Source organism: Paenibacillus provencensis (genome assembly GCF_042678545.1).
Taxonomy (GTDB): Bacteria; Bacillota; Bacilli; order Paenibacillales; family Paenibacillaceae; genus Paenibacillus; species Paenibacillus provencensis.
On sequence record NZ_JBHTKX010000003.1, the window covers coordinates 328,302 to 348,214 of the forward strand.

Sequence of the window (19,913 nt, forward strand, 5' to 3'; positions counted from 1 at the left end):
ATAGAATGGTATTGAAGTAGTAATGAGGAGGAGTAATTGATAGAATAGTTAACATGAAGCAGGGCTTAAAGAATTATTGAAACGAAAATTGGAGATGACCGTATTATTGTTACGTTATTTTCAGTAGAATGTATGTAGGAAGGGTTGGAGCTTTTATACAGTTAGAGAGGGATGCGGCTGCATGGAACAAGAGAAGGTGTGGCCAGACAGGTTCAAGAGATTTTTTCTTAACAATAAATTCGTGTTGTTCCTGCTGGTTGTTTTATTAGTTGGGCTGAATGTCATGGTGTTCAGCAAAATATCTTTTATTTTTCTCCCGATTGAAGTTTTGCTCAAGACGATTATACTGCCCATCATATTAACGGGTGTTGTATATTATCTGCTTAATCCTATTGTGGATATTCTTGAGAGACGCAGAGTGAAGCGCGTATACTCTATACTTATTTTATATCTGCTGATCGCCGCAATTATTACTATTGTTGTTCTGGCGGTCATACCGGTCGTTCGTCAGCAGATCACAGATCTGGTTAGAAACTTCCCTGTTTATTACGAGAATGTTGTGCTTCAATTTGAACAATTTATAGGTACAGGTTACTTAACGCAGGTTGAGCAGACCCTCCGCATTAATTTCAATGATATTGTGGGAAGTCTGTCCGAGCGAGTGAGCACCATTGTAGATTCGACGGTTACGGGGATTGGAGGCTTCCTGGGTGTATTGACAGAAACCATTCTCGCGATCATCACGGTACCTTTCATTCTGTTCTACTTGCTGAAGGACGGGAAGAAGCTCCCTAGCTATTTGCTGTCTTTCTTGCCTACGAATATCCGCGGAAGCACTTCCCGAGTGCTCTCTGAATCTAATCATCAGATCAGCTCTTATATCCGCGGTCAGATTATTGTCAGCTTCTGTATCGGTGTTCTGCTATACATCGGCTACATCATCATCGGACTTGATTATGCATTGATACTCGCGGTCATTGCTGCTTGTACCGCAATTGTACCTTATCTCGGTCCAGCTATTGCCATCACGCCTGCTCTGATCGTAGCGGCGGTGACTTCGCCGATCATGCTGCTCAAGATGATTGCGGTATGGACGATTGTACAGCTCGTTGAAGGTAAATTTATTTCACCTCAGATTATGGGTAAATCGCTTAAGGTTCATCCGATTACGATTATCTTCGTTATTCTGACAGCAGGCAATCTGTTTGGAGTGGTCGGCATTCTGCTAGCGGTACCAGGTTACGCCGTGCTGAAGGTGGTCTTCACCCATCTCTTTAACTGGTTTAAGGACCAATCGGGCCTGTATGATCCGGAGAATCGAGAAGACAGCTCCAAACGATAACGAATTGAGAAAATGGGAAATACGTTTTATAAAACGTAAAGCGCTCAGGATATCAGGGCTATGCAGCCTGATTCCACTGAGCGCTTTTTTTGCTGTGTTCTTTTTACATACTATTGAATCAATTTCATAACACATCGCAGCTAAAGGCGTGATGAAATTAACTTTATTCATGTTTAATATGCTGAAGTGTCTGGATAAAAATTTGCTCGATATGTCCGTCATCCAGGGAATAGTAAACCGTCTTGCCCTCCTTGCGACGCTTGACAATACGCATGTTGCGCAGAGAACGCAGCTGATGAGAGATAGCAGATTGGCCCATCTCAAGCAGTACAGTCAGGTCATGAACGCATAATTCGCGCTGTAGAAGTGCATCTATTATCCGAAGACGTGTTGGGTCACTGAAAGCCTTGAACCAATCCGCCATTTGAACAGAAGTTGGTTTATCTATCAGGGACATCTTCGTCAGATCAAGCTGTGCCTCGGTTCCGAAGCAGGTAGGCTCGCATTCCTCGACGACAGGGATTGCTTTTTGTTCTTTCATGTATATCACCGCCTCTTTAATAGCTCTATTATAGCCAAAATGAGGTGGTGTGCATAAAGATAAATTTTAAGAACACAAAAGATTGACTTCTTTTTGGCTCGTTGCATATAATGGATTCATAACATATGAATGATTGCTCATATATTGATGTTGTTTGACGGGAAGAGGAGATGACACATGGTGAGTACTAATACAAGTCAAATAAAGAAAGATCTGCTTCTGGAAGGACTGGACTGTGCCAATTGTGCCCGTAAGATCGAAGAGGGTGTAGGCAAGATCGGTGGAGTATCTTCCGTTGCTGTCAATTTTGCAACGACGAGAATGAGCATTACTGCCGATGCGGACAGATCAGAGGAAGTGCTCGCTGAAGCTGCCAAGAAAGTAAAGCGAATTGAGCCGCATATTCGTGTGTCGGTTATCGAACCGGCAGATGCAGCAGCTCATCGTCATAAAGAGGGTCATGACCATGGTGCTTCCCATTCACATGCAGGACATCATCATGACACAGGAGCTGCTAAGCTGTGGAAACGGGGTGCACGCCTTGCCGTCGGCACAGGGCTTGCAGTAGCTGCTGCTCTCGTACCCATGTCAGGCTATGCTGAGATTGGTTTGTTCATCCTTGCGTATTTGCTGGTCGGCGGTGATGTTGTATGGCAGGCGGTTCGCAATATCGCAAGGGGACAGGTGTTTGACGAATATTTCCTAATGACCATAGCGACGATTGGAGCCTTTGCTATCCAGGAATATCCTGAAGCCGTTGCTGTAATGCTGTTCTACCAGGTCGGTGAGATGTTCCAAAGTCTTGCGGTAAACCGTTCACGCAAGTCGATCCAGTCATTAATGGATATACGTCCTGACTATGCTAACCTCGAGACAGCGGAGGGTGTAGTCAGAGTGTCCCCAGAGCAGGTAAGAATTGGCGAACGCATAGTTGTAAAGCCTGGAGAGCGTGTACCACTCGACGGCAAGGTGATCAGCGGAACCTCAATGATGGACACTTCCGCACTTACAGGGGAATCTTCTCCAAGAGAAGCTGCGCCAGACAGTGAAGTGCTGAGCGGCTTCGTGAATCTAAATGGTGTGCTTACCATGGAAGTATCCAAGGATTACAGTGAATCGACGGTGTCTAAAATTTTGGAGCTCGTTCAAAATGCAACAAGCAAAAAGGCACCTACAGAGACGTTTATTAACAAATTCGCTCGTGTTTACACGCCAATTGTCGTCATTGTTGCAGCCTTGCTGGCTGTAATCCCGCCACTAGTGATCAGTGGGGCGGAATTCTCTGATTGGCTCTACCGTGCACTTGTCTTTCTAGTCATATCTTGTCCATGTGCGCTTGTGGTGTCCATTCCACTGGGTTTCTTCGGAGGGATTGGGGCAGCCTCGAGAGCGGGGGTGCTGGTCAAAGGCGGCAATTACTTGGAGGCGTTAGGTGATGTTACAACGATCGTCTTCGATAAGACGGGAACGCTGACAGAAGGTGTATTTCAGGTTACGGGAATATATCCGGCAGAAACCGCGCAGCAGGATCAAGAAGAACTGCTCAAGTACGCAGCCTATGCAGAGTATCATTCCAATCATCCCATTGCTGAATCCATCCGAATCGCATATGGTCATGATCTGAACCAAGATCTGCTCGGAAGCTATGAAGAATTAAGCGGATATGGGATCAGAGCGCTGCTTGACGGTACTGAGGTGCTTGCGGGAAATAAGAAGCTTATGGAGCAGCAAGGGATTCCATATACAGAGCCAGTGCAGCACGGTACTGTAGTTCATATTGCGATAGGCGGAAGCTATGCAGGGCATATCGTTATCTCTGATAAGGTGAAGCAGGATGCCGTAAGAGCTATTAAGGAACTAAAGGCACTGAATATAACGAAGACGGTTATGCTGACCGGAGATGCACGTTCCGTCGCGGAGACGGTGGGAGAGAAGCTCGGTATAGATGAGATTCATGCAGAGCTGCTCCCCGCTGACAAGGTGGAGCAATTGGAACGGCTGGTAGAGAACAAGCCGGCCAAGGAGAAGGTAATGTTCGTTGGAGACGGTATTAATGATACACCAGTGCTTGCACGCGCTGATGTCGGTGCGGCCATGGGTGGGCTCGGCTCGGATGCTGCAATTGAGGCCGCTGATATCGTCATTATGACAGATGAACCTTCGAAGATTGCCACGGCGATCCGTATCGCGAAACGGACGAGAGTGATCATCTGGCAGAACATCATCTTTGCTCTTGTGGTGAAGGGGCTGTTTCTCATCCTTGGGGCCTTTGGGATTGCAGAGATGTGGGAGGCAGTATTCTCCGACGTAGGCGTTACGGTGCTTGCCGTGCTCAATTCCATGCGGATCTTGAAATATAAAGGCTAGACCCTTTGCATACAGGTTCAAAAAAGCTTATTCTCTCACTGTGAGAGAATAAGCTTTTTTGGTTTCATCCGGTAATTTCTTATAGCAGTTTATGCTGTCCAAGGAATAAGATTTACACTTTATGCTCCCGCTTTTCGCAAGGCTTTCAGCTTGTTTGCTTTTCTCCGGTTGCTGCTGATCGTAAGCTGGCGGTGCCTCGGGGAGCGTATAACCCAGCGTTTGAAAGCAGCGGTACCGGCAATGCTGGTCAGCATTGGGGAAGGGGCATGAATATAACTGAGTGCTGCATACAAGCATGAATTGACCAGAATTTCGGTAAATACAAAATAAGCAATATCTGAGCTATTGACGATGATGACAGTGTATTTTGGCCTGGAAGGATTGGAGATGGCATCTGATCCATATACACCTATAACACGGTATTTCATGGTGCTGCCCCTTTCGTGTCTAGGACCCATCGTCCTCACATTAGTTTGTTTATTTTATGTCCTTCTGGCTTGACCCTATGTATGCTGCTAGAGCTGGGCGTAAGCTCGCTGGGTAATAGAGATGGAGACGAAGAGCCAGAACATTATCAATAGATTTTTGTCAATGAGGAGGAAATAATATGCACAAACAACGGTTATATATCGGAGGAGAATGGATAGAAGGAGCCTCGTGGAAGACACTGTATTCCCCCTATTCCGGGGAGGCTATTGCAGAGATCGCTGTGGCTGAGGAGAAGCAGGTAGAAGCTGCAATTGCGAGTGCCGAAGAAGCTTATGCGGTGACCCGGCGTATGCCGGCGCATGAACGCTCTGCAATACTTAATAAGGTTGTGGACCTGCTCCATCATCGGCTTGAGGAAGCAGCCGTTCTTATAGCAAGAGAGGCGGCTAAGCCAATGAAGGCAGCAAGAGCCGAGGTCAAGAGAACAATAGAAACGTACCGTTTTGCAGCAGAGGAAGCTCGCCGGATCCAAGGAGAGTCTCTGCCGATGGATGCCGCACCCGGAGGGGAGGGGAGAGTCGCTTATACTATGAGAGAGCCGGTCGGTGTGGTCGGGGCTATCACCCCGTTCAACTTCCCGATGAATCTGGTTGCACACAAGCTGGGTCCGGCTTTGGCCGCAGGGAATACGGTTGTACTTAAGCCAGCGGGTCAGACGCCGTTATCCGCTTATTTCATAGCTGAACTGTTTGAGGAGGCGGGACTGCCCAAGGGGGCTCTCAATGTAGTGAGCGGGAGCGGCAAAACGATTGGAGATATATTGGTGACTGATGAACGGGTCAAGCATATTACTTTTACTGGCAGTCCTGGTGTAGGTAAGGGGATTCGAGCGAAGGCCGGGCTCAAAGGGGTGACGCTGGAGCTGGGCTCGAATTCAGCTGTCATTGTGGATGAGGAGATCAACAATCTGGAGGCTGCTGCTGAACGTATTGCACAAGGCTCATTTGCTTATCAGGGACAAGTCTGTATTTCGGTCCAGCGGATCTATGTGCACGAGTCGGCAGCTTCATCATTTATCGAGCTGCTTAGAGAGAAGACAGAGGCGCTGAATGCGGGCGATCCGCTAGACTCATCTACGGATGTGTCAGCCTTGATCTCGGAGGAGGATACGAGCAGAGTACTGGAGTGGATCCGGGAAGCTGTCAGTGAAGGTGCTGAGCTCATTACCGGTGGTGAGGTCTCACAACGAGTACTTGCGCCAACGATAATGACGAATGTTCCGCATTCGGCGAAGCTGTCCAGTCAGGAAGTGTTTGGACCCGTTGTTGTGGTCCATGAAGTGAGCTCCATTGATGAAGCAATTGAGAAGGTGAATGATTCGGTATACGGGCTTCAAGCAGGGATCTATACGAATAATATTCATCACGCGCTGAAGGCGGCTGATTTATTGGAAGTAGGAGGAGTGATCATCAACGATATCCCGACATTCCGGCTGGATCATATGCCATACGGCGGCGTCAAGCAGAGCGGATATGGACGTGAGGGTATCAAATATGCCGTAGAAGCAATGACAGAGCTGAAGCTCGTTGTCATGAATCGTAACTTATAGGACCTTGAACATTAATATAAGGCAAGCCATATTTAATAAAAAGAAACCCGCGCTCTTTAGCAAAAAAAGAGGCCGGGTTTCTAGATAAGTTGAGCATGGCATGAGAACATCATGCCATGCTATTGGTGTTGAACAATAGGCTATTGTTTATCATGAACGCCTTCGGTTCTATAATTCTATAACAACCAAGTGTTCTACAGCTGCTCTGCCAGAATACTAACAAAGTTCTCCAGGAACGCCTGATCTTCTTCGTCGAAACGGTTAAGCAGCGGGCTGTCGATATCAAGCACGCCAAACAGTTCGCCATTCTTCACAATCGGCACGACAATCTCGCTGTTCGTCGCTGCATCACAAGCAATGTGTCCAGGGAAGTCATGAACATTACGAACAAGCTGAGTTTTGCGCTCCCCTGCAGCTGTTCCGCACACGCCGCGTCCAAGCGCAATACGAATGCAGGCAGGCAGTCCTTGGAAGGGACCTAGTACAAGCTCTGTGCCATCGTATACATAGAATCCGACCCAGTTAATGTCCTTAAGGAATACATTCAGCAGAGCGGAGGCATTGGCCATATTAGCTACTGCATCAGGTTCTTCATAAATTAAGCCCTTCAATTGATCAAGAACAGCTTGGTACTGCTCGCTTCGGGTACCTTCATAAGTCATCGTGTGGAACATTTCTTATCACCTTCCGGTATAAATAGCGTAGCTATAATTTTAAGTGGATATCCTTGTCATTGTAAGGGATTGACGTTTCTTAAGCAAGAGGATTGGTGAAGTAAATACTGTAAGCGAAGTCGGAAAGGGGTTATGAACTATGCTCGCAGATGTGCAAAATTTATTCATTCGTATTCATATGCTTCATCTCGCTCAAACGGAGGATCTGACGGTTTCAGACGTCCTGACACGGCTGGAGGCGTTAGACTACCGAGTCGGTGAACGGGAAGTGAAACAGGAGCTGGAGAGACTGACGCAGGAGAACTTTCTGACTTCCCATAACGAACAATTCAGCATTACAGGTGCGGGAATTGATGAATTCAAGGAAATTCAGACGGTTCTGAACACCGTGTGCTCTGAAGTGGGAGAAACGAATAAAGTGTAGTTTACTCCGGTGGCTTATTCATTTGGGTCATCAGCAAAAAAAGTCCGTCACCTCTAAAATGATGCTCCCTCGCTGTCATTACTGACACGCTTACAGGAAGTTCACTTCAGGGGTATCGGACTTTTTTCGTTTACATCATCATCTTCTTCATCCCCATTGGGTCCGCAGCGGCTGTTCCACCGAAGCAGAGGAGGATTGAAGAGAGGATGAAGGATATAGCTGAATATGCTCACGCTCTAGTACTTCGTCAATAAACTCAAGAACCTGTGTACGATATAATTGCGGGTTGACCATATAAGCGTTAGCATGGACAGCACCTTCGATCATGAGCAGCCTTTTGAACCCTTTTTTAACTGTATATAAATCCTCGCTCATCTTCGTAGGTACGAAGCGATCCTCTGTACCGTGAATAAACAGGGTGGGAATGTCGCTGATTTGTACAGCCTTCGTCGGAGATACCTGCTCGAAACGGAAGCCTGCTTTTTTCATAACACGCCGGCTAACCAAATAGTAGAAGCAGGATACAGGATAGAGACGAACTCTTCTCAGCTGATATTTCATCAGCTCGGTCAGATCGGAATAGGGGCAGTCCGCAACAATGAACCTGACATTAGAAGCAGCCATTGCGCTGTATTCCAGTACAGTGCCTCCGCCAAAGGATTGACCGTGCAGACCAATAACACAGTTCTCGCCAGCACGTTGATTTACAAATTCCACCCAGTCTTCAATATCGTATTTTTCCTTATAGCCGAACGTCGTGTAGATTCCCTCGCTCTTGCCATGTCTGCGCTGATCTACAAGCAGGAGATTAAAGCCGGACTCCTGAAACATTTGGATATACTGGGTTGAAATAAAGTGCGAGGCCGTATAGCCGTGAACGATAATCATCCAGCGCTTGGAGGAGGGATTCGGCTCGATCATTACCCCATGTAGCTTAAGTCCATCTCGGCTTCGTATCCATACATCCTCCTTCTGAAGCTTCTTGAAATCGGAGCGATGATACACACCGGCTTTTTCAAGGAGTGAAAATAGATAATCTTCGCTGCGTACTTTCATCCGTATCATCTGTCTGAATCCAAACGAAACGATGCCTTCAATGAGGAAATAGACCGAGAGGAGCAAAAAAGCGATTTGATACATATGTGAGAAGACCCTCCTTTCAACATCGGCAATAGTATTTGTTAAAATGACAGTGGTCATTCGTGTCCACTTCAATTCAGTTACCTATTATTAAACGCTTGCCACCATTTCAATCCTGTGATTAGATAAACTACAATTGGAGATATCCATTCCAGTACATTAGTACATTAGCTGAAGGAGTATGAAGTGATGTATGTATGCGGCGGTTACATTCCTGAGCTGAAGACGGAGCGTTTGCTGCTACGCAAGCTTACGCGAACAGATAGCAAAGAGATCTACACCATTTGGTCCGATCCTAAGGTTACAACCTATATGAACATCGCAGCGATGCACAGCGTTCAGGAAGCAGAGGATATGATTGATTTACTGGATCAGGCATCCAAGACGGAGGATGGCTTCCGTTGGGCCATTATCCTCAGAGAGAGCGGTGCTGTAATCGGCAGCTGCGGATATAATTATTGGCAGCTTCAAGGTGCATTTCGTGGCGAGATTGGCTATGAGCTGGCTTCCTCCCATTGGCGCAAGGGTTATATGACAGAGGCGCTCCAAGCTGTACTGCAATATGGATTTGAGACGATGGGACTCAATCGGATTGAAGCGCTGGTTGATCCAAGAAATACAGCTTCACAGCAGCTGCTTCATGCTCTGTCATTTCAGTGTGAAGGCCTGCTTAGGCAGCTGCACTATACATCGACTGGATATAAGGATATGCAAATGCACTCCATTTTGTTTGAGGAATGGAAATATAGATAGAAATCTGAAAAATGAAGGAGGAATTTGGAGTCATGCTGCTTCAATATCGGAGGGGGACCTCTCTGCTGCATCAGATCAGCCCTATGAGCAAATTGGTGATGCTTGCGGCGTGGACCGTGGCCGTTCTGAACTCGGAGCATTTGCTGGTGCAAGGACTGATGTTCCTGATACTGCTGGCTGTAGGTAGATTAGGAGCAGGGCTGCCCTTCTCTCAGCTGAGGAAAGCGGTCTTCTTCGTGCTTAGCTTTGGTCTCCCGTATTTTGTCTTAACCACACTCGCGGTGCCTGGGAAGGAAACGTTATGGGAGCTGGGTCCAATTCATATAGCAGAGGACAGCATGTTGCTGGCAGGTGCACTTTCCTTGCGTATGTTTAATTTGTTTCTCTCATCTCTGCTGTTTATTACAACAACCGATCCGCGTGATTTTGTTCATTCGCTGACGCTGCGATTGAAGGTTCCATACCGGTTTGCGTTTGGCGTCTCGATTGCCCTCACGTTTCTGCCTTTACTGGAAGAGGAGGGAAGAGTTATTGCTCAGGCGCACAAGGTGAGAGGAAGCGAAGCGAGAGCAGGAATCAGCAACAAGCTTCGTTATTATCGGAATTATGGTGTATCTATTCTGGTGAACTGTATACGGCGAGTGCAGCAAACGGCCGGAGCCATGGAGGCAAAAGGGTTTGGAGCCTATCCGGAGCGTACGTACTTAAGGGTTCGCGTGTTCTCGCGTTATGGTCCGTGGATGGCGGGTGGCAGTGTACTTCTGCTGGTACTGATTGGCGTGATGGGGGAAGTGAAGTGAGTGCATTACATCATCTTTTTAAAAGCGTGGAAATGAGTTCAAGTTAATCGAGATATGGGTATGGGGATGTCAATTTAAGTGTGATATAGACGGGGAGCGGGTTATTCCGGTCTTATTGTTAACCTTCAATAACAATATTTATGTTGACAATTAAACTGCATGTCTATAAATTAATTACAGTAGAAGCATGCTCAGGATCAGTTCAACGGAGTGTTGCTCATCAGTATGAGTATATCGTCATATCACATCTGAACAGAATGGAGAGAGGATCGTGTCTAAAAAAGAATTTCGAATTAAACGACATTTTGCAGCGTTTACTACCCTGGACATTGTACTTATGGCTATGCTGGCGACAGCAAATGGGGCAATGACCTTCTATATGTCCGTCGTGAACAAAATGCTGAACAATCTCGGAGGTCCCATTGCAACATCAACGATTGTCGGACTATATATGATCTATGGATTACTTGCCTATTATATTATTCGCAAGCCGGGGACGGCAGTCATTACATACAGTATAGGAGCACTAGTGCAGAGCTTTATAGGCTCCGCCTACGGTCTGGCTTCCATCATCGTCGCTGCACTATGCTATATGGTTGTCCTGGAGGGACTATGCTGGATAACCCGGTATAAGAAATGGAATCTGACATTCATGCTGACTGCAGGTGCGGCGCTAGTACCGTTATGGTTTGTCTTTGCAGCGCAAATGTTCGGATATACCGCATGGGGCTGGCCGGTATTAATCAGTGCCTTCGTTACCCGTGTTATCAGCGGGGCCGTGCTGTGCGGGTGGCTGACGAAAGTGCTTGGGGATGGATTGATTCGCACGGGTCTCTTAAAGAGGTATCAACCATCTGAACCGTTAGAAGTGTAAGGGAGCGGAAATGATGGATGATATACGCATTAATCATACGATTCATAAGCCCATAATTGAATTCATAAATGTCAGCTATCAATACGAAGGAGAGGCCAGCCCGGTGCTGCACGGCCTCTCTTTTTCCATTCTCCAAGGGGAGTGGGTTGCCCTGATTGGAGGCAGCGGAAGCGGTAAATCTACGGTGTGTCAGCTGCTTAATGGGTATTTGCCTCGATCAGGTGGGGGGAAACGCTCGGGAGAGGTCGGGGTTAGTGGGATGGACCCGGCAGTCGCTTCTATTGCCGATATTGCGGCGGTCTGCGGCTTGGTCTTTCAGGACCCGGATGCACAGCTCGTTCAGGGCATTGTCGAAGACGAGGTTGCCTTTGGCCCGGAGAATTTATGCCTGGCTCCTTCGATGCTGGAACAGCGGGTGAATGAAGCGCTCCGCGCCGTGTCCCTTGAGGAGAAGCGGTTCGATGAAGTGTCCAAGCTGTCCGGCGGGCAGAAGCAGCGTACAGCGATCAGCAGCATTCTGGCGCTGGCACCGGAGGTGATCGTCTTCGACGATGCGGCGGCAAGCCTCGACCCGCCGGCGCAGCAGAGACTCGTGCAGCTGTGCCGTGCGCTGCACGAGCAGGGCCGGACGCTCATCACCGCGTCCGGCCGGTTTGACGATCACGCGCTGCAGGCAACGCGCGTGATCGTGCTGGATGGCGGTGCCGTGCGCTTCGACGGCACGCCGCAAGAGCTGCTCCGCGATCACACCGCGGAGCTTACGGCCTTGGGCCTGCTGCCGCCGCCCGCAAGCGATGCTGCGGGGCGGGAGGCGCGGGCCCAAGGCCAGCCCCCGCTGCTTGAGGCACGGTGGCTCTCGTTCACCTATCCTGCTGGCCGAAGGGCGCTGCAGGAGGTGAACTGTATGCTGTCAGCAGGTCAGTGGACCCTGCTGACCGGCGAGAACGGCTCAGGCAAGACGACCCTGAGCCGCCTCATGATGGGCTTGCTTCCGGTGCCGAAGCGGAGCCTGTATTTTCAAGGCAGGGATATAGCTGCTCTCAAGGTTCATCAGCTGTCCAGAGAGATGGGATATGTATTTCAGCAGCCTGAGCATCAATTCGTCGCGAGTACCGTGTGGGAGGAATGCATCTACGGAATTCGGGGAGCCCTCTCGTTGAAGAAGGATGACAAGATTCCAGAAGCTCACGCTGCAGCAGCGACGTCTCTGCTTAAGGAAACCGGATTGGCTCACAAAAAGGACGCTTCTCCTTACTTGCTCAGCGGCGGCGAGAAGAAGCTGCTCAGCGTAATCGCCCAGTTGGTGGTCCCGAAGCAGCTCTACATCTTCGATGAGCCGACAGCAGGTCTTGATTACATCGGCATTCAGGCTCTTATACATCTGTGCAGACATAAGTTGAATGACGGTGCAGCTGTCCTGATGGTTACACATGATGTCGAGCTATTAGCCGCTTATGCCGATCAAATATGGCAGCTTGCAGACGGTCGTCTGGAAGTGCAGAGGTAAGTATCACCTTTTCTCGAAACTTTACTTCATTATTTCATGGCAAGTAAGCTCATGTTATGATGGAATAAGCGATGTAAATTATAGAGAGAAGGTACAAAGATTTTGAATATAAGGACGAGTATTCCGAATCGGGGCTTTATTCTGGCGGGTGTGCTGCTCGCTACGTTCTTGTCCGCGATTGAAGGAACGGTGATCGGTCCGGCAGGTCCAACCATCGTCAGTGATCTGGGTGATGTATCGCTTCTTAGTTGGATCTTCACCTCGTATCTGCTGACGATGGCGGTCAGTACGCCGATTTTTGGGAAGATCAGTGATCTGTTCGGGCGTAAGCCCGTCTTTTTAATTGGAGTAGGACTATTTTTGATCGGAAGCCTGCTCTGCTGTTACGCAGAGAATATGCAGAGCTTGATTCTGTTTAGGGCGATTCAAGGGATTGGCGCAGGTGCTGTCGTCCCGGTTACATTTACGATTATCGGGGATATATACAGTATTGAGGAGCGCGGCAAGGTTCAGGGCATGATCAGCTCTGTCTGGGGTATCTCGTCACTCTTGGGACCGCTGATTGGCGGATATTTTGTAGATTACCTGGGCTGGCCGTGGATATTCGGCTTCAATATTCCGTTTGGTCTGCTGGCGTTGTGGTTTGTGGGTACATATTTGAAGGAAGATATTGTGAAGCAAAAAGTGCACATTGACTACTTGGGAGCTATTACTTTTACAGTGGGCATTACTTCCCTGCTCATTGCATTGTCCCTTGGAGGACATTCCTATCCTTGGGGATCACCCTTTATCGTGACACTGTTTCTGGCTGCGGTGGTGTTTCTGGCTGCTTTTTTAATCGTGGAAAGGAAGGCAAAAGAGCCGATTGTGCCGCTGGAGCTATTTAAAATACGGAATGTTACACTGTCCAACATTGCGGGCCTGCTGACAAGCGCACTGATGATCGGTCTAACGAGTTATCTTCCATTATGGATACAAGGGGTGCAGGGCGGAAACGCCACGACATCAGGATTGGCGCTTGCACCGATGTCTATCGGGTGGCTGATTGGCGGTATATTTGCAGGAAGGCTGCTGATGCGACTTGGATCACGCTATACATCGCTGATCGGGTTGACCGGAATTGTTGCCGGCTCGTCCGGGCTGATCTTCCTCAGCGGGGATTCGCCGAGCTGGCTGCTGCTCTTCTATATGTTCGTTTATGGATTGGGCTTCGGCTTCTCCTTCACTGTATTTACGATTATTGCCCAATCCTCTGTCGGGTACCGGCAGAGAGGAGCGTCGACCGCACTCAATACATTTATGCGTACACTAGGACAAACAATTGGGGCAGCGGCATTTGGAACATGGCTGAACTCGCGAATCTCAGCACATACGGAAGCGATGAATTTATCAGAGCAGGGCGTAACACAGAAGGATATCAATACCATTCTGGCTCCGCACGGAACGCTTGAGCTGCCAGAGAGGATTCAGGCATTACTTCAGCATGTACTCGAACTGAGCCTGCATTCTTTGTTCCTCATCATGTTTATCATTGGAATTTGCGGATTTATAGTGACAGCGGGACTGCGTAAGCAGCCCCCGTCACCGGTCGAGTCAGGAGTGGCTGGACAGGTGCAGATTGCAGGCAAGCGGGATGAAGAGCATTCATGATAAGAAGATCATGTATTTTGTTCTTATTCAATTCGTGAAGATGAACTGCTATATATCAGTCTTTATATGGGTATTTTTAAATGGATTGTTTACTATAATTTACTGCTCCTTGTGGAATATTAACCTATGCGTGATGGGCACAGTTAACAGTAGCTTAAAAAATAGATGGAAAGGGTGAAGCACAGGTGAATGATGCGGCATTTCTCGTTCAATTTGAGAATGAGCAGAAGGCCCGCGGGGCATTTGATATGCTCGTGGAGCTAGGTTATAAGCCGAATATGATCGGCGGAGGCATGATGGATGTCAACATTGAGCGTCAGGATGTAACCTCAGCACTTGAAATTATAGAAGCCTATGGCGGAGAGGTTCAGGATGACAGCAATCAGCAGGTGCACGAGGCCTTGACTCCAGAGATGAATCAGATGAGCGATACGGAGTTTGCCTATACGCCGATTCCTGCGCATACGGTGAATGAGGATTTGGACGAATCCTATATGGCGGGCTACTCGGACTCGCCTTATGGAATGGAGTCATCGGGCTACGACTTAGAATCTCAGGATGATGGCGCAGAGCTTGCGGAAGAGCATAACAGAACCGAGGACACCGAATTCGGCGGTTCGTTTGGCGGATTCTCCGGAAGCGTGAAGGCGTAATTTTGACCTTGTTAGATGCTTAAATTACACACAGGTTCCATTACATGAAATAGGACCGTACACCCAAAAAGCGCCCCCCATTAATCGTATCTGAAGATGCGGATTAATGGGGGGCGCTTTTTATCGCTTATCTAAAGTGTTACTTTACGACCCTAATAGGTGTCTTCCATAGCAGCGTGCTTGCCCGCCGTATAGCCTGTAGAGAAGGCGGAGGTAATGTTATAACCCCCGGTGTAGCCGTGAATGTCCAGGATCTCACCGCAGAAATAGAGGCCAGGCATGAGCTTAGATTCCATCGTCTTGGGATAGATCTCCTTCAAATGCACCCCACCGCCGGTGACGAATGCTTCTGCAAGCGAACGTGTTCCGTTGACTTGAATGGGCATTCCTTTTATGACGGCAGCCAGTGTCTCTGCAGCGCCTTTAGGAAGATGATGATAGGTTGTCTCACCGTCCAGTTCTGCCTTTGTCAATACCACAGGAATCAGCCGCTCCGGTACAATCCCCTTCAGTGCGTTTTTGATGGCTTTCTTAGGCTCCGATTCGAGCTTGTGCTTCAGATCCTGCTCCATCTTGGATAATGAGTAAGCTGGGTACAGGTCCAGTTTCATGATGACGTTCTTCGTGCCTGTCTTCTTCTGCACCTTGCGAATGAACTGGCTGCATCTCAGCGCAATGGGACCGGACAGCCCGAAATGGGTAAAGATCATATCACCCTCGTGCCGAATGACCGTCTTGTCCTTCGCGTCGTGAACAGACAGTGCGACATCGCTTAAACTCAGACCTTGAAGCTCCCGTGAACCGATAAACGCTTCATTAGAGGTAATAGGAACCTCTGTTGGATACAGCTCGGTTATGGTGTGGCCAGCGGCCTCCGCCCAAGGATATCCATCACCCGTTGAGCCGGTTTGCGGCACGGACTTGCCTCCTGTAGCTATAATCACTGCTTCAGCTGCAAGAACTTTCCCCGAAGATAATTTCACACCAGCAACTCGGGCCTCCTCGTAGATAACCTCAGCTACAGGAGAGTCTGTCAGCATCTTCACACCAAGCGAGCTTGCTTTGCCGATCAATGCATCGACGACTGTCTTGGCTTTGTCAGACACAGGAAACATTCTTCCGTTGTCTTCTTCCTTCAAGGGGATGCCGAGATCTTCAAAAAAACGCATAATTCCTTGATTATCCATATGCTGAAATGCGCTGTATAGAAACTTTCCATTACCGGGAATATGCTTGATCAGCTCATCCTGATCTTTGGCATTGGTTACATTGCAGCGTCCTCCGCCGGATATTCCGAGCTTGCGCCCCAGCTTATTGCCTTTGTCAACGAGAACAACCGATGCACCATGCTCAGCAGCGGCAACGGAAGCCATAAGGCCGGAAGGTCCTCCACCGATGACAATTACTTTTTTCATATTTAAGAAAACTCCTCTTCATTACAAATTCCTTCAAACATCGTACCAGATTAGCCGATCGTTGTCGTTTTTTGTTTATATTTTGTTTATTAGAAACAAGTTCATCGTTTTAATGTTTGATGAAATGATCCAATAGCATAACTGTACATAGAAAATATTGTAATATACTGTCGCCTATGTTTTAATCAGGTTACATAAGCTCGATTGTCAGTGAACGAAATGAGAGGAGAGATAAACGCCTGTGTTTGCTGTCAAGAATATTCTGCTGCAGATCCTGCTTGCAGGAATTACCCCACTTCTCTTTTCGTTATTTATTGGGCACATGAGCAGTCAGGTTAATAATATTAATCTCTCTCATAGGTCAAGGGCTACAGAGAGGCATTTACTGCTGGCATGCATGATATCCGTTGTGTTTTGTGTTATTTTCTCTACGACTTTATTTGATTCCCTGTATTTGAATTTAGATACGCTCGCTGTTACGTTGGCAATTCTTTATGGAAGCACTTTCGCGGGTCTAATTGTGTCGATTTTTAGCGCGTTATTGTTTGTATTTACAACAGATTTGTGGAATGACCTTTTGATCTTTCTTCAATCGGGCATCTTGTTATATCCAATTATGCTGTTGTTGGCAAAACGCTTCAAGCAAGAGAGACTGGAAGGCAAAAGAAAGCGGTTCCTGATCCCATTTGCACTCTTCGCAATGATCAGCATGGCTGCTGCATATGCTTCTTATTTCTCCAAGGTGGATTCGGTTCAAATTGATTTTATCCTATATTCTCTCGTCTACTCGATATTGTCTCTGATTACAGGACTCGCCATTATTCAATTCGTAGAGCTGCAGTTCGTGCAGCAAGCGCTTGCCTCCGAGATGGAAGCTAAACGCAGGCAGTTCATACACCATTCCAATCTAAATACGCAGCTGTTGAACACAATTCCTGTCTCAGTCGTCGCTTTTGATGTCGATGGGCGAATTGTGAATATGAATGAACGAATGCTTGATGTGCTGCGCAGAAGAAATCCGGGCATGAATAGTGAGTCTGATATAATCGGCAAGCGCATTGAATCGATCGTCGGACAAGAGCACGGGTCACGGGTAACAGAAAGAATCCGGATTGCATCGAAGAGTGGAGAAATCTCATCAGAGTACTTGAATGTTGGACCATACATCTTCCATACCTTGATTTCACCGGTAAGAGATCCCTATGAAGGAACCCTGATTGGAACCTCGCTCGTGCTTCAGGATATTACTGAGCTTGAGAATCTCCGTAACGAGCTTGCGCATATAGAGAGGCTCAGCCTTGTTGGACAAATGGCTGCGAGCATCACACATGAAGTCAGGAATCCAATGGCTGTCGTAAGAGGATTCCTGCAATTAATGCATGAGAGAAGTCCCCGGTCGCTTGATCACTATTATCGGATTGTTATGGAAGAATTAGACCGGGCCAACGGAATTATAACTGATTTTTTATCCCTTGCTCAAAATCGGATCGTCGAGAAGGAAGAAGTTCATTTACATGATATTATCCACGATATGCTCCCGCTGCTAAAGGCTGATGCGAACATGAGGGGGCAGACGGTTAAGCTTAACTTGAGTGAAAGGATACCTAAATATCATCTGAACTCGAAGGAAATGAAGCAACTGATCTTGAATTTGGCGCGTAACGGTATGGAGGCCATGGATAACAAGGGAACACTCTATATCGAGACATCATGTGAGCAGAATCGAATTCTGCTTAAGGTTATAGACGAAGGTCCGGGAATTCCGCCGGCAGTTCAAGAGAAGCTGTTCGAACCTTTCTATACGACCAAATCGAAGGGCACGGGTCTCGGGCTTGCGTTATGCCGGGGTATTGCGGAAAGGCACAATGCAGCCATCCAGGTGGACTCTGGTGATGGACGAGGCACGATATTCACGGTTGTTTTTAAACTGTAGAGATACAGTTTTACACATACGCCGCTTATTCTTCTTAGGGACAATGGAGGCGTATGTATAGAGTAGGGACTATGGCTGTATAAAGGATAGAAACGAACGTCTGGAGTCATAATAAACATGGCCATCTGTTAGTTAACGGATGGGAATCCTAATCTTGAAACGAAAAAGGAGAGTTTCCCATGGCAAAAAATGATTCCAAACAACAGGAAATCCAGAAGCAGTCCAACAAGAAAAACCAGAGAGGGCAAGGTCAAGTCGTTGACAAGAAGCTCGACGGTGACAACTTCCCGGCAACGTAGGGTTAATGCATGATATTCATGGCCATTCTTGGTCATACAGATCTGAGATGTCGCAATTACATCTTCATGTTTGACATGTTCATCCCTTGCGTTCACAACATAGGAATGTATAATAAAAGTTAGTGAAGGAGTGAATAGAACATGTCAATGTCTTTTGACCAATACATGAAAGATATGGTTCAACCGATGAGGGATGAACTGACACGCCTCGGTATTGAAGAGCTTCGTACCGTAGAAGAAGTAGAAGCTAAACTACCGGGTGTTGAAGGAACTGCGCTTGTTGTTGTCAACTCGGTTTGCGGCTGCGCAGCAGGTCAAGCACGTCCTGGTGTAGCCAGAGCACTTGAGAATGAAGTAACCCCTGACCACTTGTTTACAGTGTTTGCAGGTCAGGATAAAGAAGCCACTGCACAGGCTCGTGAATATTTTGCTCCATATCCGCCATCTTCCCCTTCCATTGCTTTGATGAAGGATGGAGAGCTGGTGCACTTTATCGAGCGTCATCAGATCGAGAATCGTTCCGCTGAAGAAATTGCGGCTGATCTGGTGGGAGCATTTAATCAGTATTGCAAATAAGTTAGTTACATAACGCCCCGATTCTTTCGGATTAGCCCCGAAATTACGGGGCGTTTTGGCTTTTTCCATTATCTATACTTACTAATCTATTAGAGGCGGGGTGCGTAAACATGAGTTTACAAGAGCAAATCATCGCAGAATTACGAGTGAAACCAGAGATCAACGTGGAAGAAGAAGTTCGGAAACGAGTCAATTTTCTGAAGGAGTACGTCCTTAAGTCCGGCACAAAAGGGCTGCTTATTGCGATCAGCGGCGGTATTGATAGTGCGGTCGCGACAGCGCTGTGCAAACAAGCTACGGATGAACTGACAGAGGAGAAGGGTGAAGAATTCAAGACACTGGGTGTGTTCCAGCCATACGGAGAACAAGTGGATATTGCTCACAGCTATGCTGTAGCGAAGGCATTTGACCTGAAATATACGGTGGAGACGAATATTGAAGAAGCGGTTAACGAGATTGCTCTTGAAGTAGAGCACGGCTTCAAATCTCTTGGAACTCCGCGTCATATGACGCCGCAAGGCAAAGGGAATGTAAAAGCCAGAACCCGTATGGTTGTACAGTATGCACTATCGTTCGAAATGAATCTGCTCGTTGTGGGAACAGATCATGCATCGGAAGCAATTACGGGCTTCTACACCAAATGGGGCGATGGCGCTGTAGATATCACGCCGCTGACTAGCCTTAATAAACGTCAGGTCCGACAAATTGCAGCCTATGTTGGCGTGCCGCAGGAGGTACTGGACAAGGCGCCGACAGCAGGACTATGGGAAGGTCAGACCGATGAGAAGGAACTTGGCATTACATATGATGACAACAGTGACTACTTAGAAGGCAAGGAGATTAATGCGGAAGCAAGAGAGAAGCTTGAGGCAGCATACCTTCGCACAGCACACAAACGGAATGCCATTCCGGGTATCTAATTAACGG

General features: G+C 47.7%; 18 protein-coding genes. 13 read left to right on the forward strand and 5 right to left on the reverse strand.

Annotated features, from left to right (window positions below; translation table 11 throughout):
- Positions 1 to 181: 181 nt before the first annotated feature.
- The gene (locus ACFQ3J_RS20220; RefSeq protein ID WP_251583838.1) at positions 182 to 1,342 is read left to right on the forward strand and encodes an AI-2E family transporter; all 1,161 of its coding nucleotides are present in this window, start codon (positions 182 to 184) and stop codon (positions 1,340 to 1,342) included.
- A gap of 163 nt (positions 1,343 to 1,505) precedes the next feature.
- On the opposite strand, the gene ACFQ3J_RS20225 is transcribed toward ACFQ3J_RS20220, so the two are convergent.
- Positions 1,506 to 1,883, reverse strand: a complete 378-nt coding sequence (locus ACFQ3J_RS20225) for an ArsR/SmtB family transcription factor (protein WP_091159680.1) — start codon at positions 1,881 to 1,883, stop codon at positions 1,506 to 1,508.
- 177 nt (positions 1,884 to 2,060) lie between these two features.
- On the opposite strand from ACFQ3J_RS20225, the gene ACFQ3J_RS20230 reads away from it, so the two are divergent.
- Positions 2,061 to 4,250, forward strand: coding sequence for a heavy metal translocating P-type ATPase (locus tag ACFQ3J_RS20230; RefSeq protein WP_251583839.1), 2,190 nt, complete (start codon positions 2,061 to 2,063; stop codon positions 4,248 to 4,250).
- Positions 4,251 to 4,369: 119 nt separating this feature from the next.
- Here the strand turns inward: ACFQ3J_RS20230 and ACFQ3J_RS20235 are convergent, their stop codons facing one another.
- A complete protein-coding gene (locus tag ACFQ3J_RS20235) occupies positions 4,370 to 4,678 on the reverse strand; it encodes a hypothetical protein (RefSeq protein ID WP_091159683.1) in 309 nt (102 codons plus the stop codon).
- A gap of 179 nt (positions 4,679 to 4,857) precedes the next feature.
- Here ACFQ3J_RS20235 and ACFQ3J_RS20240 point away from each other — a divergent pair, with 179 nt between their 5' ends.
- A complete protein-coding gene (locus ACFQ3J_RS20240; protein WP_091159685.1) occupies positions 4,858 to 6,288 on the forward strand; it encodes an aldehyde dehydrogenase family protein in 1,431 nt (476 codons plus the stop codon).
- Between the two features lie 194 nt (positions 6,289 to 6,482).
- Here ACFQ3J_RS20240 and ACFQ3J_RS20245 read toward each other — a convergent pair whose 3' ends face one another.
- Positions 6,483 to 6,962, reverse strand: coding sequence for a GAF domain-containing protein (locus ACFQ3J_RS20245; protein WP_091159686.1), 480 nt, complete (start codon positions 6,960 to 6,962; stop codon positions 6,483 to 6,485).
- Positions 6,963 to 7,101: 139 nt separating this feature from the next.
- Here ACFQ3J_RS20245 and ACFQ3J_RS20250 point away from each other — a divergent pair, with 139 nt between their 5' ends.
- The gene (locus ACFQ3J_RS20250; protein WP_091159688.1) at positions 7,102 to 7,386 is read left to right on the forward strand and encodes a hypothetical protein; all 285 of its coding nucleotides are present in this window, start codon (positions 7,102 to 7,104) and stop codon (positions 7,384 to 7,386) included.
- A 147-nt stretch (positions 7,387 to 7,533) separates the two neighbouring features.
- Here the strand turns inward: ACFQ3J_RS20250 and ACFQ3J_RS20255 are convergent, their stop codons facing one another.
- Positions 7,534 to 8,526: an alpha/beta hydrolase gene (locus ACFQ3J_RS20255; RefSeq protein WP_251583840.1), complete on the reverse strand. Its 993-nt coding sequence runs from the start codon at positions 8,524 to 8,526 to the stop codon at positions 7,534 to 7,536.
- A 189-nt stretch (positions 8,527 to 8,715) separates the two neighbouring features.
- Here ACFQ3J_RS20255 and ACFQ3J_RS20260 point away from each other — a divergent pair, with 189 nt between their 5' ends.
- The 6 genes from ACFQ3J_RS20260 (at position 8,716) to ACFQ3J_RS20285 (ending at position 14,763) form a co-directional block, all read left to right on the forward strand.
- A complete protein-coding gene (locus ACFQ3J_RS20260; protein ID WP_091159691.1) occupies positions 8,716 to 9,279 on the forward strand; it encodes a GNAT family N-acetyltransferase in 564 nt (187 codons plus the stop codon).
- A 32-nt stretch (positions 9,280 to 9,311) separates the two neighbouring features.
- Positions 9,312 to 10,079 (forward strand): energy-coupling factor transporter transmembrane component T family protein, encoded by a 768-nt coding sequence (locus tag ACFQ3J_RS20265; protein ID WP_170862511.1) that lies wholly within the window; start codon positions 9,312 to 9,314, stop codon positions 10,077 to 10,079.
- Positions 10,080 to 10,416: 337 nt separating this feature from the next.
- Positions 10,417 to 10,953, forward strand: coding sequence for an ECF transporter S component (locus tag ACFQ3J_RS20270; protein ID WP_091159807.1), 537 nt, complete (start codon positions 10,417 to 10,419; stop codon positions 10,951 to 10,953).
- Positions 10,954 to 10,966: 13 nt separating this feature from the next.
- Complete coding sequence (locus ACFQ3J_RS20275) at positions 10,967 to 12,460, forward strand: ABC transporter ATP-binding protein (protein WP_091159694.1); 1,494 nt, start codon at positions 10,967 to 10,969, stop codon at positions 12,458 to 12,460.
- A 102-nt stretch (positions 12,461 to 12,562) separates the two neighbouring features.
- Entirely contained in the window at positions 12,563 to 14,110 is a 1,548-nt protein-coding gene (locus ACFQ3J_RS20280) for an MDR family MFS transporter (RefSeq protein WP_285850264.1), read from the forward strand.
- Between the two features lie 185 nt (positions 14,111 to 14,295).
- Positions 14,296 to 14,763, forward strand: coding sequence for a hypothetical protein (locus ACFQ3J_RS20285; RefSeq protein WP_091159695.1), 468 nt, complete (start codon positions 14,296 to 14,298; stop codon positions 14,761 to 14,763).
- Between the two features lie 152 nt (positions 14,764 to 14,915).
- On the opposite strand, the gene ACFQ3J_RS20290 is transcribed toward ACFQ3J_RS20285, so the two are convergent.
- Positions 14,916 to 16,178, reverse strand: a complete 1,263-nt coding sequence (locus ACFQ3J_RS20290) for a BaiN/RdsA family NAD(P)/FAD-dependent oxidoreductase (protein ID WP_091159697.1) — start codon at positions 16,176 to 16,178, stop codon at positions 14,916 to 14,918.
- 241 nt (positions 16,179 to 16,419) lie between these two features.
- Between ACFQ3J_RS20290 and ACFQ3J_RS20295 the strand changes: the two genes are divergently transcribed.
- The 3 genes from ACFQ3J_RS20295 (at position 16,420) to nadE (ending at position 19,906) form a co-directional block, all read left to right on the forward strand.
- Positions 16,420 to 18,111, forward strand: coding sequence for an ATP-binding protein (locus ACFQ3J_RS20295; RefSeq protein ID WP_251583841.1), 1,692 nt, complete (start codon positions 16,420 to 16,422; stop codon positions 18,109 to 18,111).
- Between the two features lie 440 nt (positions 18,112 to 18,551).
- A complete protein-coding gene (locus tag ACFQ3J_RS20300; RefSeq protein ID WP_251583842.1) occupies positions 18,552 to 18,986 on the forward strand; it encodes a BrxA/BrxB family bacilliredoxin in 435 nt (144 codons plus the stop codon).
- A gap of 110 nt (positions 18,987 to 19,096) precedes the next feature.
- Positions 19,097 to 19,906 (forward strand): ammonia-dependent NAD(+) synthetase, encoded by an 810-nt coding sequence (gene nadE / locus ACFQ3J_RS20305; RefSeq protein WP_091159701.1) that lies wholly within the window; start codon positions 19,097 to 19,099, stop codon positions 19,904 to 19,906.
- Positions 19,907 to 19,913: the final 7 nt, after the last annotated feature.

Coding starts and splice junctions, on each gene's coding strand:
- ACFQ3J_RS20220 (WP_251583838.1), top strand. CDS start 182: ATGGAACAAGAGAAGGTGTGGCCAGACAGGTTCAAGAGATTTTTTCTT.
- ACFQ3J_RS20225 (WP_091159680.1), bottom strand. CDS start 1,883: ATGAAAGAACAAAAAGCAATCCCTGTCGTCGAGGAATGCGAGCCTACC.
- ACFQ3J_RS20230 (WP_251583839.1), top strand. CDS start 2,061: ATGGTGAGTACTAATACAAGTCAAATAAAGAAAGATCTGCTTCTGGAA.
- ACFQ3J_RS20235 (WP_091159683.1), bottom strand. CDS start 4,678: ATGAAATACCGTGTTATAGGTGTATATGGATCAGATGCCATCTCCAAT.
- ACFQ3J_RS20240 (WP_091159685.1), top strand. CDS start 4,858: ATGCACAAACAACGGTTATATATCGGAGGAGAATGGATAGAAGGAGCC.
- ACFQ3J_RS20245 (WP_091159686.1), bottom strand. CDS start 6,962: ATGTTCCACACGATGACTTATGAAGGTACCCGAAGCGAGCAGTACCAA.
- ACFQ3J_RS20250 (WP_091159688.1), top strand. CDS start 7,102: ATGCTCGCAGATGTGCAAAATTTATTCATTCGTATTCATATGCTTCAT.
- ACFQ3J_RS20255 (WP_251583840.1), bottom strand. CDS start 8,526: ATGTATCAAATCGCTTTTTTGCTCCTCTCGGTCTATTTCCTCATTGAA.
- ACFQ3J_RS20260 (WP_091159691.1), top strand. CDS start 8,716: ATGTATGTATGCGGCGGTTACATTCCTGAGCTGAAGACGGAGCGTTTG.
- ACFQ3J_RS20265 (WP_170862511.1), top strand. CDS start 9,312: ATGCTGCTTCAATATCGGAGGGGGACCTCTCTGCTGCATCAGATCAGC.
- ACFQ3J_RS20270 (WP_091159807.1), top strand. CDS start 10,417: ATGGCTATGCTGGCGACAGCAAATGGGGCAATGACCTTCTATATGTCC.
- ACFQ3J_RS20275 (WP_091159694.1), top strand. CDS start 10,967: ATGGATGATATACGCATTAATCATACGATTCATAAGCCCATAATTGAA.
- ACFQ3J_RS20290 (WP_091159697.1), bottom strand. CDS start 16,178: ATGAAAAAAGTAATTGTCATCGGTGGAGGACCTTCCGGCCTTATGGCT.
- ACFQ3J_RS20300 (WP_251583842.1), top strand. CDS start 18,552: ATGTCAATGTCTTTTGACCAATACATGAAAGATATGGTTCAACCGATG.
- nadE (WP_091159701.1), top strand. CDS start 19,097: ATGAGTTTACAAGAGCAAATCATCGCAGAATTACGAGTGAAACCAGAG.